Here is a 14652-nt window from a genome sequence, read left to right as displayed (position 1 = left end):
AGTGATGGCTACTTGCTGTTACGGCGCTCTGCGACCGCATCCGCCAATTGACGCAGCACTTTTTCAGTATCTTCCCAACCAATACAAGCATCGGTAATAGACTGGCCGTAGGTTAACTCTTCACCTTCAACCAAATCTTGACGACCTTCAACCAGATGCGACTCGATCATGACGCCAAAGATCGCCTCTTCACCACCAGCAACCTGGTTAGCGACATCTTCTGCCACGACCATCTGACGCTGGTACTGCTTAGAGCTGTTTGCGTGACTGAAATCAATCATCACTTTTTGAGGCAGGCCAGACTGCGCTAGCTCTTGCTTAATTGCACTCACGTGTTCAGCACTGTAGTTCGGTTCTTTACCACCACGAAGGATGATATGACAATCAGGGTTGCCTGCTGTTTCAATGATCGCTGAATGACCATACTTAGTTACAGATAGGAAGTGGTGTGATGCACTTGCTGAACGAATCGCATCAGAAGCGATCTTAATGTTACCGTCTGTACCATTTTTAAAGCCTACCGGACATGAGATACCCGAAGCCAACTCACGGTGAACTTGAGACTCAGTGGTACGTGCCCCAATCGCACCCCAACTGATTAAGTCAGCCACGTATTGCGGTGAAATCATATCAAGGAACTCACTCGCCGTCGGCATGCCCATATCCGTAAGATCAAGCAGTAGCTTACGACCCATACGCAGACCATCATTGATTTTAAAGGTATCATTTAGGTACGGGTCGTTAATCAGGCCTTTCCAGCCAACGGTTGTACGTGGCTTTTCAAAGTAAACACGCATCACCACTTCTAGACGATCTCCCAGTTCATCACGAAGAACTTTGAGTCGTTTGCCATATTCGATTGCTGCGTCAGGATCGTGAATTGAACATGGACCGATAATAACCAGCAGGCGATCATCTTCGCCTTTTAGAATATTCGAGATGGCTTCACGCGAGCGAAACGTGGTCGAAGAAGCTGATTCAGTCGCTGGAAACTTCTCTAAAACCGCAACTGGCGGTAATAACTCTTTTACTTTATTAATTCGTACATCATCTGTCTGAAACATTGCTTACTTCTTCCTATTTCTCTTGGTTGAACGCTACACCAAAATTGGGTGGTGAAAAAACGTTCAGCTTTTCTTGTTCCTGTTCCCTGTAACTTATCTATCAAAAACCAAGGTTGCAACCACTATTTTAAATAAAAGGCAATATTTTTGGCATTTTTACATTTCACAAAATGTGTAAAGTTATAATTACACCCAATAAGAACAACCAATACCACTGGTCTTTGTAGTAATACTCTTACGTACAAGATGCAATACGTTGCTGATATTGTTAAGGTAAGTAGATAATTAAAATCACGATAAGATCAGGCATGAAAGCCATTGAGTTTAGTAACGTCGATAAATGGTACGGTGAGTTTCACGCACTGAAGGGCATTAACCTTAGTGTGGTTAAAGGCGAGATTTTGGTCGTCTGCGGACCTTCAGGTTCGGGTAAGTCAACCTTAATCCGCACAGTCAATGGACTTGAATCGATTTCTAACGGAACGATTTCCGTTCTCGGTGACGACCAATCCCTGCCCAAAGTGGGCATGGTGTTTCAACACTTTAATTTGTTCCCTCACCTGACTGTGCTCGAAAACCTGACCCTGGCACCCATCAGAACACTCGGTTTATCAAAAGCACAAGCTAACCAGCGAGCAATGCACTTTCTCAGTCGGGTAAACATTGAACAGCAAGCCGATAAATATCCAGTACAACTGTCGGGGGGCCAGCAGCAGCGGGTGGCAATTGCACGCTCTCTGTGTATGCAGCCTGAGATTTTGCTCTTCGACGAACCTACCTCAGCTCTCGATCCAGAAACCATTCAGGAAGTGCTCGACGTTATGGTTGATCTGGCTAACGACGGTATCACTATGATGTGTGTGACGCACGAGATGGGCTTCGCCCGCAAAGTGGCTGACAGGGTGATCTTTATGGATCAGGGCGAGATTCTGGAAATCAACTCACCAGAGCAACTGTTCTCTCAACCAAATCACCCGAGAACTCAACAGTTCCTACAACAGATTTTGAGTCACTAGTCGATGAGAAAAGTATTAAAACCTGTGTTATCAGCTTTGCTACAAATCGCTCTTTTGCTAGTCGGCATAGTTTGGTTACTAGACTCTGGCGCCAAAAGTATCGGTTACCAATGGCAGTGGCATCGCGTGCCAGATTACATCCTGTTTTTCGAAGATGGAGAGTGGTGGCCTGCCGAACTGTTAGAAGGTCTGCTCGTTACAATTAAACTATCAGCGCTAAGCCTGGCTTTCACGCTCTTGATCGGGCTGACAACCGCAGCACTAAAACTTTCCGACTCTTGGGTTGGTCGAGGGCTGGCCAACATTTATATCGAAGTGATCCGTAATACACCGCTACTGGTTCAGATCTACCTACTCTATTTTATATTCGGTCCCGTAATCGGTCTTGATCGATTTGCCACCGCGGTATTAGCACTCTCTCTTTTCCAGGGAGCCTATACAGCGGAAGTCTTTCGTGGCGGACTAAACAGCATCCCCAAAGGTCAGTTTGAAGCAGCAAAATCACTGGGTCTGAGTCGATTTTTCACTTTCTATGATGTGATTTTACCGCAACTCTTACAACGGACGTTACCACCGTTGACCAATGAAGTCGTTTCTTTAATCAAAAACTCTTCAATCGTTAGTGTAATGGCGATTTTTGATTTAACGACTGAAGGGCGAAATATCGTTTCTGAAACAGCAATGCCATTTGAAATCTGGTTCACTGTAGCTGCAATTTATCTCACTCTGACACTCATGCTGTCAGGGCTTTCTGCTTGGATGGAACATAAACTTGGCGCTAGTTGGCGTACACAATAAAGGAAAATTACTATGCGAAACATTGGAAGAGCATTATTAAGGGGTAAAGGTTTTAAAGCCGCAATTACCGCACTGTTAGGCCTGGCTATTAGCTTGCCGAGTCTGGCATCTGACACTCCGAATCTTGATAAGATTAATGAGCGCGGAACCCTAAGAGTTGGTATGTCGACTTTCGTCCCTTGGGCAATGCGAGATAAACAGGGTGATTTAATCGGCTTTGAAATTGATGTCGCTAACCGACTGGCAGCCGATTCAGGTTGGAAAGTTGAGTTTGTCCCTACAGCCTGGGATGGCATTATTCCAGCGCTATTGGCTCAGAAGTTCGACGTTATCATCGGTGGTATGAGCATTACTCCTGAACGCGCAAAAAGTGTCCTTTTCACCTCTCCATATTCTCATTCAGGCGTTCAGGTAGCAGCGAACAAAGAGTTAGCTGAAGGTTTTTCTCAGCTGAGTGACTTCGATTCTCGCCGGGTAAAAATCGCCGCTCGCCGTGGGGCATTTACTGTACAGGTAGCACGAGAAACTTTCCCGAAAGCGAAAATTCTTCAGTTTGATGACGATGCACAAGCGTTCCAGGAAGTGCTTAACGGCAACGCGCACGCGGTAATAGCGTCGAGCCCTAAGCCTGAACATGAAACAGTGAAAAACAGCGATAAGCTTTTTATTCCCTTCACCGATCGTTTGTCTAAGGGTAACGAAGCATTTGCCGTGCGCTTAGGTGAAAGTGACAAAGAAGCTTTCTTTAATAGTTGGATTCAGGCACGTACTGAAGATGGCTGGTTGAAAGAGCGTTACGAGTACTGGTTCTCTACTCTTGATTGGCAGAACCAAATCGCCTCAGGTCAATAATCACATTAGCCCTGGTCACTTATATTAAGTGACTAGGGCTACAACTAGGAAGTAACACTAGGTGTCTAAAGCGAAATCACTCCCTCAGCCATCATTAGCCGCGACGAAACGCACATTTAACAAGCTCGATATTATGCTGATTCTGATCTTGATAGCTGCTGGGTTCTGGCTCTATCAACGCTCTGTCGCGGGAGTAAACTATAACTGGCGCTGGCATGATGCGATTGAGTTAATCTTTACTCCTCGCTCAGATGGCTCACTGCCCTACTTTTTTCAGGGATTGATTTCGACACTGCGCATTAGTATTTGGGGAATGTTGTTGGCATTGAGCTTAGGCATCGCCTTGGGTATAGCAAGACATTCGAGTATTGCAATCTTGCGCATGCCTTACAATGCATTCGTTCAGTTAATTCGCAACATACCACCTTTGGTATTTGTGTTTATTTTCTATTTCTTTATTTCTAACCAGTTAATCCCTTTACTTGGACTTGACCAGATACTTCGCCAACACAGCGGCGACATAAACGTGGTTCAGAACTTTCTGTTTGGTCCGGCAAGCCTGTGGGAAAACCTCCTGTCAGGGATTCTATGTGTGGGTCTGTTGTCTTCAGCGTATGTTGCCGAAGTGGTGCGCTCTGGCCTGAGCAGCATCGCCCAGGGACAGTGGGAAGCGGCTGACTCTTTAGGTTTATCTTGTTGGGCAAAATACCGCTACGTCATTGCACCACAGGTATTAGCAGCGATCACCCCTGCGCTGGCGGGACAGGCAATATCCTTAATAAAAGACACCTCGATTGTGTCACTGATTTCGATTCAGGAAATGACGTTTGTCGGTACCGAAATTGCCAACTCTTCTGGCTTAATTTTTGAAATCTGGCTGATCGTCGGACTGGCTTATTTCACCCTGTGTATGTCCTTGTCGCTGCTGTTTAAGGGTATTGAAAAGCGCAGTCTCATGCATCTGCAGCGCTAACCACTTCAACCTGAGACCAGCGATTACATAAAGTAATGATCAATCAATAGAGCGACGAACAGTAGCATCAAGTGGTAGATAGAAAACACGAACGTCTTAATCGCCCGACTTGGTTCATCGCTAAACTTAAGTTTCCAGGCATGCCATACAAACATCGAGCAGAGTATCGATGAAGCCGTAAGATAAAAGACGCCTGCCATTTCGACCAAAAACGGTAACAAGCAGATTAAAAACAGCAGAATCGTGTAGAGCAGAATGGAGGTTTTGGTGTACTCGACCCCATGAGTTACTGGCAACATCGGAATATCTGCTTTGGCATAATCTTCTTTACGATGGATCGCCAAAGCCCAGAAGTGTGGTGGCGTCCAGATGAAGATAATCATCACCAGCAACCAGGCATGAGCATGTAGCTCGCCGGTCACTGCGGTCCAGCCTAATAGCGGTGGCATCGCACCAGCGATACCCGCAATAACAATGTTTTGCGGTGTCGCTCGTTTTAAATAGAGGGTGTAAACCACCGCATAGCCAAGCAAGCTAGCGAAGGTCAGCCAAGCCGTTAATGCATTCACTCCGGCGTAAAGCACAACAAACCCCACAACACCTATCGCCAGCGCAAACATAAATACATGGCTCGATTTAATCTCACCAGAAGGCAGTGGACGCTGATAGGTTCGAGCCATAATGGCATCAATACGCTGATCAATAAGGTGGTTAAATGCGGCGGCAGAGCCCGCCATCAGTCCAATTCCGGTCAGTCCAAGTATGGTATAAGTCGCAGGCAAAGTACCCGGTACTGCGAAACACATCCCGACCAAGGCAGTCAGCAACATTAGCACCACCACCTTCGGTTTGGTTAGCGCCAGATAGCTGCGCCATAATGCTCGCGGTTCCACATGGGTGGCAGAAATAGATTTACTCATGAGCATTCTCCTTACGGTACAGGCGTGCACTAGGTGAAGTGAGCGATTCAGATTGCCAAAGCAGATAGTTAGTCCGTAATACAATGATCAGCAACATTGCCGCACCAAGGTTATGTGCGACGGCAACCACGAGAGGTAAGCTCAGCACAACGTTGCCAATTCCTAGTGCAATTTGCACCACTAACATAATCAATAATGAGATGGTGACCTTACGAAAATCGGTTACTTGGGTTGCCCATAAGCGATAGGCCAGAGCCGTCACCATTAAGGTAACCAACAGAGCGCCAAAGCGATGGGTGACATGAATCGTCATTCGAGCACCATAATCCAGCGTTCCGAATTCATAACTTTCTTGTTTAGGCTGAATCAACTCAAATGCTCGCGGGAAGTCGAGATGAGCGACCCAATCTCCCTGACAAATCGGCAATGTGGTACACATCAACGCAGCATAGTTAGACGATGTCCAGCCACCCAGAGCAATCTGACCGATGACCACCAGCAAGGTCGCACCAGCTAAGAGTCTCAAGCCGTTGTCGTTACTCGTCTGCGGTGGTGCGTCAGTACGTTCGTTAGCCTGAAGTTTCCAGTGAGTAATGGCCAATAAGCTAAACAGAGTAAACCCTCCGAGCAGATGGCCCATCACCACAATCGGCATCAGTTTCATAGTGACAGTCCACATACCCAGTAGGGCCTGAAATATCACCACGACGGATATCGACGAAGCGAGCAGATACGATAGCTGACGACTCTTGATCGCGATAACGCTAATGGCAAATACAACTAGCCCTAGTGTGCCCGCGAAGTAGCGATGGATCATCTCAAGCCAGGCTTTATCCGCTTCAACAGTCAGTGAGGGGTAGAGTGACTGTGCAAGGGCGATTTCATGTTGTTCGTTGGGCACGGTCAGATGTCCATAACAACCGGGCCAATCGGGGCAGCCCAGTCCTGCGTCAGCAAGACGTGTATATGCACCTAACATGACGACAATAAAGGTCAGGATTAAGCTGAATCTAACTAAGTGTATTAACTTCATATCCGCACTCCTTGCGGTTAGCCTACACGAGATAACTTAAGCAATTTGCGTAAATCGGCGAGCAGCCCTTTACTCTGGGACACCAATTCAGATTGTGATTTCACACGTGGATAACGCATCACCAGTTGCCCGAGTGGATCAACAATCACGTATTCAAATGGGTGAACGATCTGCTCAAAGTCCTGATTCACCATAAGTTGCGCGTACTTGCCCTTTTCCACCTCAATAGCGGCACTCTGCCCTGTCACCAACAATACCGGCTGAACACGCTGCTGATACTTGCCTAGTGCTAAATGGCTCTGGCCTAGCAGATAGACCTGCTGCTGACAAAACTCATCACACTCAGGGGGAATCACATAACCAAGTTGCCATTGACTCTGTTGGTACGGATTGGCAATACCAAGCGACTCCAGTGTCGCGACAGGCTCAATCAACTCACCTTTGTTGGTCACTCCAGATTGATACCAATGCTGTGACAGTACAGTCTTAGCGATAATCGCAGGTAAAGCGAACATCACAACTAAACCAATGAAAATAATTCTTCCCCGATAAACTGGATTAATCATGTGTTGCTCCTTTTCTGATGGTACGCAGCAGTAGCAGACCGCTGAGAACAGCTAACGCCGCTGCCATCGCAAACCACTGTACCGCGTAACCTCGATGTTTCTCTGAGTTCATCGACACTGGTTGCCAAGGTTGCGGATACGGCCAACTTTCACTCATCGGCTGAATCACGTAGGGTTCAATACTCACCTGCCAATGCTGCTCTAACTGCTCAAAGTTAAGGTTTTGAATACGACTGACAGAGCCTGATTCAAGCAGCAAGTCATGACTCAGTGGGTTCGCTGACTTACGATACAAACGTCCATTCAATGCTTGAGGGTGATCCAGCCAGCTCACGTCAGGGAGGTCGCTGCGAAACGCGGGGGCAGCTACAAACCCTCTCTCAACTAAAACCATCTTGCCACCTTCACTCCGTGTCAGCTGCAATGCCAGATACCCCACTTTTCCCTCAAAATTCTGGTTATCCAGTAACAAGTACTTTCCTTTGATTGGCTGAGCGTTGAAATGGACTCTGATCCCGACTGGATTTACTACCATTTGGTCACTCAATTGCTCCAGTGAAATCGCCGGAAATTGTTCTCTCTGATTAACCTGTTGCTCTATTTCGCTTTTTTCTTCTGCCCGGGATAATTGCCACAAGCCCAAGTTGACCAATATCGAAAAGGCAACCACAGTTAATGCACAAACAACAATAATTCGCCCAATTCTTATGTGAGAAACAAAGGACCGTCTCATGGTATTCATCTTCAAACTGGTATTGGTATTGCTGCTACTTTTCATCTTAATCAACCTCGGTCGAGCGATGTTTGAGATGGTCAAAGGGCCTGATTCAAATGAAGACTCCAACGAACCCCCTGAAGATGACAAACCGATGAGTTTCTATCTCGGTCGTCGTGTTTTCCTTTCTGCTCTCGCAGTCGTGTTGATGGTCGCCGCTCTGCTAAGCGGCTTAATTGAGCCAAATGTGCGCCCCTACTAACGGGCGCACTATCAAGTGTTAAAGAACGTAAACAAACACAAAGAGACACAGCCATACCACATCGACGAAATGCCAGTACCAACTGCCAGCCTGAAAGGCAAAATGTTCCTTTGGCGTAAAGTGATCCTTCGCCACCCTTGCCAGCAATACAATTAAGAATAGGGTGCCGAGCAATACGTGCATGCCATGGAAGCCGGTCAGTAGGAAAAAGGTGTTACCATAAACACCGGACTGCAAGGTGAGCCCGAGATCCTGATAGGCGTGAACATACTCTACGCCTTGGTAGTAGAGGAAGAAGCCAGCCAGAACAATGGTAATTTCCAGCCACACAATCAGCGCCATACGTTTGTTCTGCTCCAGACTGATATGTGCCATGTGCAAAGTCACTGACGATGTGAGCAGCAATATGGTATTGATTAATGGGATACCCTGCCACGACATTGCCGTTGTCGTTGTCCCGTCTGGAGTCGTGGTCAACGGCCATAAGGCTTCAAAGGCAGGCCAAATCACCTCGTGAGTCATGGCATTGTTGCCCGCACCACCTAACCAGGGTACCGAAATCATTCGCGCATAAAAAAGCGCGCCAAAAAACGCACCAAAGAACATGATTTCAGAGAAGATAAACCAACTCATTCCCTGCCTGAACGAGCGCGATAACTGAGCTGAGTATTTACCACTCATTGACTCAGTAATCACACTACTAAACCAGCCAGCGAACATATATAGCAGGAAGATAAACCCGGCCAGCAGGATCAGTTTTCCGAACACACTGCCATCTCCCCCCTCCGCCATATTTTGCACCGTCAAACCGGCACCGACGGCAATAAGAAAGAGAGAGACTGCGCCAACAATAGGCCAACTGCTTTGCGCTGGGACATAGTAGGGTTGATGTTTAGAACTCATTGTGTCGCTCCTTGCACTGTCTCATCCACCGCATTTGATGAGACCTTGGCTAACTCTGTTGTCGCTACTTTTTCACTAATGTCATAAAGGGTATAGGACAAAGTCAGGGTATGGATGGTGTCGGGAATATCCGGTTCAATATAAAAAATCAGTGGCATCTCAGCTTGGGCATTTGCCTGTAACGGCTGCTGGTTAAAACAGAAACACTCAATTTTATTGAAATAGGTAGCCCCTAACCCAGGCGATACCGATGGGACCGCCTGGCCAACTATATCTTTTGGCGAAAGGTTCTTTGCATGATAGGCAGTCTGAATAACTTGCCCCGGATGCACTTCCATAAACGCTTGCTCAGGGACAAACGACCAGGGAATACCCTGATTATTGTGGGCCATAAATTCGACCCGAATGAGACGTGATGTGTCAGGAACCATACCTTGTGGTTGTAGCACAGACTCACTGTTGGTTTTTCCATTGATTCCTAATGCATCGCACATCACGTCATATAACGGGACCAAAGCAAAACCGAAGCCAAACATAGCCACTACCGCAGCACATAGCTTGAGTGTCAGAGTTCGATGCGATTTTGCTTGTCCTTGCATGACCCGCTCCTAGTCGATCTTCGGTGGTGTGGAGAAAGTATGATGCGGCGCCGGGCTTGGCACGGTCCACTCCAGACCTTCAGCACGTTCCCATGGTTTCTCAGAAACTTTCTCGCCGCCTTTGATGCACTTAATCACCAACCAGAGGAAGATCAGTTGCGATAGGCCAAAGGCAAATCCACCAATGGAAACGATCTGATTCACATCGGCAAACTGAATCGCATAATCCGGGATTCGACGTGGCATACCTGCCAGACCGAGGAAGTGCATTGGGAAGAACAGCACATTGACTGAAATTACCGAACACCAGAAGTGCCACAGACTCAGCTTGTGGTCATACATATGCCCTGTCCATTTCGGTAACCAGTAGTAGGCCGCTGCCATGATGGAAAACACCGCACCAGATACCAGAACATAATGGAAGTGCGCCACTACAAAGTAGGTATCGTGATACTGGAAATCTGCCGGAACAATCGCCAGCATCAGACCAGAAAAACCACCGATGGTGAATAGAATGATAAAGGCAATCGCAAACAGCATCGGCGTCTCAAACGTCATTGCACCTCGCCACATGGTCGCAACCCAGTTAAACACCTTAACCCCGGTCGGTACCGCAATCAGCATGGTGCAATACATGAAGAACAGTTCAGCAAAAACTGGCATACCGGTAGTGAACATATGGTGCGCCCAGACAAGGAATGACAGCAGGGCAATACTACAGGTCGCGTAAACCATCGAGTGGTAGCCAAACAGTTTCTTACCACTAAAGGCAGGAATAATCGCTGAGATGATACCGAAGGACGGCAAGATCATGATGTACACTTCAGGGTGGCCGAAGAACCAGAAAATATGCTGGAACATGACCGGGTCACCACCGCCCGCGGCATCAAAGAATGAGGTGCCAAAGTACTTGTCCGTCAGAACCATGGTCACCGCTCCGGCCAGCACTGGCATAACCGCGATAAGAAGGAATGCGGTGATTAACCAGGTCCAGACGAACATTGGCATTTTAAACCAGGTCATACCCGGAGCGCGCATATTCACTATGGTTACGATAACGTTAATCGCACCCATGATCGAACTGATGCCCATGATATGGACTGAAAAGACAAACAACGCAGTACTGTCTGGGCCATAAGTGGTCGACAGCGGCGCATAGAAGGTCCAGCCGAAGTCCGGACCGCCTCCTTCGGTGAACAGTGACGCGAGTAGGATCAGGAAGGCAAAAGGTAAGATCCAAAAACTAAGATTGTTCATTCGTGGCAGTGCCATATCCGGAGCGCCAATCATCATTGGGATCATCCAGTTTGCCAGTCCGGTAAATGCTGGCATTACTGCACCAAATACCATCACCAGACCATGAACCGTGGTCATCTGGTTGAAAAACTGTGGCTCAACCAATTGCAAGCCAGGCTGGAATAGCTCGGCGCGAATGATCATCGCCATCGCCCCACCAGTCAGGAACATAATAAAGCTGAACCAGAGATAAAGTGTGCCTATATCCTTATGATTGGTTGAGTAGAGCCAACGAGTAATCCCTTTCGGAGCCTCATGATGCTCATGTTCATCAATCGCAATCGTGCTGTTGGCTCGACTGATATCGGCGTCTGCAACAGGCGCTGATTTGGATTTATCTTCTACGATAGAATCAGGTTTGGACGTTTTCATTGCCCCTCCTTAGACGCCTTAAATTGGTTGACATCCGCTGCCTGAACCAAGTCTCCGACACTGTTGCCCAAGCCATTACGTTGATAAGTCACCACGGCGGCAATTTCCTTGTCAGTCAATTGATTAGCAAAAGCCTGCATCGCGGTGCCCGCACGACCATTAGTCACAATATCTATGTGTCCAGTCACATCCCCTGTTGCCACTTTACTTGCGGTAATGGCAGGAAATGCGCCAGGGATCCCCGCACCATTTGCTTGGTGACACACAGCGCATCGATCTAAGTAGATTTTCTCGCCTAGGGTCATTAACTCTTCAAGAGACAGGGAAGCCGTCAGAGAAGCCGCCGCTTCTTGCTTGGCCTGAGCGATTTCCGCTTTCTTGGCAATCAGCCATGCGTCGTACTCTTGTTCCTCCATCGCATGAACGACGATTGGCATAAATCCGTGCGCCCGACCACACAGTTCGGCACACTGACCTCGATAAACCCCTGGCTTATCAATCCGTGTCCATGCTTCATTAATAAAACCAGGAATCGTATCTTTTTTAACGGCAAAGTCCGGTACCCACCACGAGTGAATCACATCATCGGATGTCATCAGAAAACGGACTTTACGATTGATCGGCAAAACAAGCGGATTGTCCACTTCAAGCAGATAATTCGCGCCTTTCTCTTCGATACCATCTATTGCCTTCTGACTGGTCGCGAGCAGACTAAAGAACTCAACATCCTGATCAAAATAGCTGTAGTGCCACTTCCATTGGGAGCCGGTTATCTTGATGGTGAGATCGGACTGAGACGTATCTTCCATAGCAACCAAGGTTTTGGTCGCGGGTATCGCCATAAGCACAAGGATAACGATAGGAATCACCGTCCAGATAACTTCAACTTTGGTGCTTTCGTGAAAATGGGCGGCAACGGCACCCTTAGACTTGCGGTGGTGGTACATGGAGTAAAACATCACACCAAACACGACAACTGCAATTGCACAACAGATGTAGAATATCAGCATGTGCAAATCGTAAACCTGTTCGCTAATATCCGTGACACCTTGTGTCATGTTATAAGTGCTTTGCTCTGCGTGCGCAGACGCCGTTAATCCAACCAACGACACATTACTCAGTCGCCACAGTGAAACCTGTAAACTATTCAAAAGACCTCCCCTTTGCCAGAGTCATCAACCGTGATGCTGGTCACTTTTTTGACATAAGCCTCGTCATGCGCAAAAAAGTACCAATCAGCCTTTGGACTTGGAAAATTCCTTATAACCAGTAATTTTTTAGTAAGTTGTTATATTTATGTTAATAAAAGTTAGTTGGCGTTTTTGAAATGTGCAAGAAAGTCCTATCAGATTTGAGTTAGGAAAAAATCTCGTTCTGTTTAGCGATTGCGATCTCGCAAATGATAATCAATATCAACTAAAGTTAAGCGTAATTTGGAACATAACATAGACTTAAGTTATCAATAGGTCTGAGCTAGTAAGAAGGTAAAGCAAGATGATGGAACAAGTAACTCGTTGGTTAGAAAAAGATCCTGATCCACGAACTCGTGAAGAGCTGCAACAATTAATCGACCAGCAGGCTTTAACTGATCTAGAAGATCGCTTTCGCCAACGACTTGAATTTGGTACCGCAGGTTTGCGTGGCAAAGTTGGCTGTGGCCCAAACCGAATGAACCGACTGGTGATTCAAGAGACCGCGAGTGGACTTGGTCAGTACCTTATCCAACAAGTCGAGAGTGCCAAGACTCGTGGTGTCGTGATTGGCTATGATGGTCGAACCGACTCAAAACAATTCGCCCATGATACCGCCAGTGCTTTAACCGCTCTTGGTATTAAAGTGTTGTTAACTCATGACGTCGCCGCGACTCCTATCGTCGCATTTGGCGTAAAACACTTTAATGCAGCTGCCGCCGTCGTGGTTACTGCTAGCCACAACCCACCGGAATACAATGGTTTTAAAGTCTATTGGCAAAACGGTGCTCAAATAATTCCGCCTCATGATTCGGGCATTGCTGCTCAAATAGACCTCGCGGCAACACGTGCAATTCCAATGATGACATTGAGTGACGCCGAGCAAAACGGTTTGTTGGAGTGGCTACAAGATGACTATTACCAAACCTACCGCAAGACGATGAATGCCAATCCTCTGCTAGGCAATCATACCCAACCCGAGAGTATCTCTATTGCCTATACAGCCATGCATGGTGTAGGGGCGGATATGGCAGAAACCCTACTCGCAGATGCCGGCTTCACTAAGGTTTATAGCGTTGCTGCACAGCGAGATCCAGACGGCACTTTCCCTACCGTCAATTTCCCTAACCCAGAAGAAACAGGGGCAATGGATATGGTGGTTGCGCTGGCCAAAGAGCACGGTGCTGAACTCGCTTGCGCCAATGACCCAGACGCTGACCGATTTGCTGTTGCGGTACGTAAAGCGGATGGTGACTACCAGATGCTGACAGGCGATCAGGTCGGAACGCTGTTTGGTCATTATCTACTGTCACAATCAGACAGCGCGACACCTCTGGTCGGCAATACCATCGTATCGTCTACCCTGCTGGATAAAGTTGCTCAGGCTCATGGCGCACAGTACTACCAGACTCTGACAGGCTTTAAATGGCTAACCAATGTCGCGATGCAAAAGCAAACCGATGAGCAACCTTTTTTGTTCGCCTATGAAGAGGCTCTGGGCTACACCGTGGGCAATAAAGTGTGGGATAAAGATGGTCTGTCGGCACTGGTCGCTTTTGCTCAGCTAACCGCAGAGCTAAAAAGTCAGGGCAAGACAATCTGGGATCAGTTGGAAGCACTTTATCGTCAACATGGTATGTATCTCAATGCTCAACGCAGTATTGCTCTTGATCCAAAATCTCCACCAGTGGGTGACAAGCTAAGAGCAAATCCACCAACCATGATCGCAGGTAGCAAGGTGGAAGTTACACAAGATCTCAAAACTCAGACCAAACGATTTGCTGATGGAACTGAGCAGCGAATCGACCTACCAGCCAGTGACGTGTTGATCTACCACCTCTCATGCGGCGCTCGTGTGATTGTTCGCCCTTCTGGTACAGAACCTAAACTCAAATGTTACTATGAAGTCATCGAAGCCTTCGCTGAATCGGACACGTTTGAGCAAGTCTTCGATAAAGCATCAGAATCGATGGGAATGTTGATCTCAGAGCATCAACACAGTCTGCTTTGATATCCATTACCTGAGTGAGAAAAAAGCCCCACACTCAACAGTGTGGGGCTTTATTATTAATAAACCTAAGTCAGCGTTGACG

At 47.3% G+C, this 14652-nt stretch carries 15 protein-coding genes; 6 read left to right on the top strand and 9 right to left on the bottom strand.

Annotated elements, in window-relative coordinates:
- Positions 1-8: 8 nt before the first annotated feature.
- Positions 9-1064: a 3-deoxy-7-phosphoheptulonate synthase AroG gene (gene aroG / locus DA100_RS13950; protein WP_138972703.1), complete on the bottom strand. Its 1056-nt coding sequence runs from the start codon at positions 1062-1064 to the stop codon at positions 9-11.
- A gap of 308 nt (positions 1065-1372) precedes the next feature.
- On the opposite strand from aroG, the gene DA100_RS13945 reads away from it, so the two are divergent.
- From DA100_RS13945 to DA100_RS13930, 4 genes are all read left to right on the top strand, one after another.
- Positions 1373-2080, top strand: a complete 708-nt coding sequence (locus DA100_RS13945) for an amino acid ABC transporter ATP-binding protein (protein WP_138972702.1) — start codon at positions 1373-1375, stop codon at positions 2078-2080.
- 3 nt (positions 2081-2083) lie between these two features.
- Positions 2084-2878: an amino acid ABC transporter permease gene (locus DA100_RS13940; protein WP_138972701.1), complete on the top strand. Its 795-nt coding sequence runs from the start codon at positions 2084-2086 to the stop codon at positions 2876-2878.
- 12 nt (positions 2879-2890) lie between these two features.
- The gene (locus tag DA100_RS13935; RefSeq protein WP_006878464.1) at positions 2891-3730 is read left to right on the top strand and encodes a transporter substrate-binding domain-containing protein; all 840 of its coding nucleotides are present in this window, start codon (positions 2891-2893) and stop codon (positions 3728-3730) included.
- 61 nt (positions 3731-3791) lie between these two features.
- The gene (locus DA100_RS13930) at positions 3792-4703 is read left to right on the top strand and encodes an amino acid ABC transporter permease (protein WP_138972700.1); all 912 of its coding nucleotides are present in this window, start codon (positions 3792-3794) and stop codon (positions 4701-4703) included.
- A 23-nt stretch (positions 4704-4726) separates the two neighbouring features.
- Here DA100_RS13930 and cyoE read toward each other — a convergent pair whose 3' ends face one another.
- From cyoE to DA100_RS13910, 4 genes are read right to left on the bottom strand one after another with little or no spacing between them, the layout of a single operon-like run.
- Positions 4727-5623: a heme o synthase gene (cyoE, locus tag DA100_RS13925; protein WP_138972699.1), complete on the bottom strand. Its 897-nt coding sequence runs from the start codon at positions 5621-5623 to the stop codon at positions 4727-4729.
- The gene (locus DA100_RS13920; RefSeq protein WP_138972698.1) at positions 5616-6656 is read right to left on the bottom strand and encodes a COX15/CtaA family protein; all 1041 of its coding nucleotides are present in this window, start codon (positions 6654-6656) and stop codon (positions 5616-5618) included. The genes cyoE and DA100_RS13920 overlap by 8 nt, the downstream gene beginning before the upstream one ends.
- A 17-nt stretch (positions 6657-6673) precedes the next feature.
- Positions 6674-7222 carry a hypothetical protein gene (locus tag DA100_RS13915; RefSeq protein ID WP_138972697.1) on the bottom strand — a complete coding sequence of 183 codons (549 nt, stop codon included), beginning with the start codon at positions 7220-7222 and terminating at the stop codon, positions 6674-6676.
- A complete protein-coding gene (locus tag DA100_RS13910) occupies positions 7215-7955 on the bottom strand; it encodes an SURF1 family protein (RefSeq protein ID WP_138972696.1) in 741 nt (246 codons plus the stop codon). Before DA100_RS13910 ends, DA100_RS13915 begins: the two co-directional genes overlap by 8 nt.
- Between DA100_RS13910 and DA100_RS13905 the strand changes: the two genes are divergently transcribed.
- Positions 7954-8199 carry a DUF2909 family protein gene (locus DA100_RS13905; protein ID WP_138972695.1) on the top strand — a complete coding sequence of 82 codons (246 nt, stop codon included), beginning with the start codon at positions 7954-7956 and terminating at the stop codon, positions 8197-8199. The two genes, DA100_RS13910 and DA100_RS13905, sit on opposite strands and share 2 nt — an antisense overlap.
- Before the next feature lie 18 nt (positions 8200-8217).
- On the opposite strand, the gene DA100_RS13900 is transcribed toward DA100_RS13905, so the two are convergent.
- From DA100_RS13900 to coxB, 4 genes are read right to left on the bottom strand one after another with little or no spacing between them, the layout of a single operon-like run.
- A complete protein-coding gene (locus DA100_RS13900; RefSeq protein ID WP_138972694.1) occupies positions 8218-9102 on the bottom strand; it encodes a cytochrome c oxidase subunit 3 in 885 nt (294 codons plus the stop codon).
- The gene (locus tag DA100_RS13895; RefSeq protein ID WP_138972693.1) at positions 9099-9701 is read right to left on the bottom strand and encodes a cytochrome c oxidase assembly protein; all 603 of its coding nucleotides are present in this window, start codon (positions 9699-9701) and stop codon (positions 9099-9101) included. The genes DA100_RS13900 and DA100_RS13895 overlap by 4 nt, the downstream gene beginning before the upstream one ends.
- Before the next feature lie 9 nt (positions 9702-9710).
- On the bottom strand, positions 9711-11369 hold the full coding sequence (ctaD, locus tag DA100_RS13890; protein WP_006878455.1) for a cytochrome c oxidase subunit I: 1659 nt from the start codon (positions 11367-11369) through the stop codon (positions 9711-9713).
- Positions 11366-12499, bottom strand: coding sequence for a cytochrome c oxidase subunit II (gene coxB, locus DA100_RS13885; RefSeq protein WP_276608346.1), 1134 nt, complete (start codon positions 12497-12499; stop codon positions 11366-11368). Before coxB ends, ctaD begins: the two co-directional genes overlap by 4 nt.
- A gap of 364 nt (positions 12500-12863) precedes the next feature.
- On the opposite strand from coxB, the gene DA100_RS13880 reads away from it, so the two are divergent.
- Entirely contained in the window at positions 12864-14570 is a 1707-nt protein-coding gene (locus tag DA100_RS13880; protein WP_138972691.1) for a phospho-sugar mutase, read from the top strand.
- The last annotated feature ends 82 nt before the right edge of the window (positions 14571-14652 follow it).

It is taken from the genome of Vibrio sp. Hep-1b-8 (assembly GCF_006124995.1).
In the GTDB taxonomy this organism is placed as follows: Bacteria; Pseudomonadota; Gammaproteobacteria; order Enterobacterales; family Vibrionaceae; genus Vibrio.
This window is presented reverse-complemented; position numbering and strand designations above follow the sequence as displayed.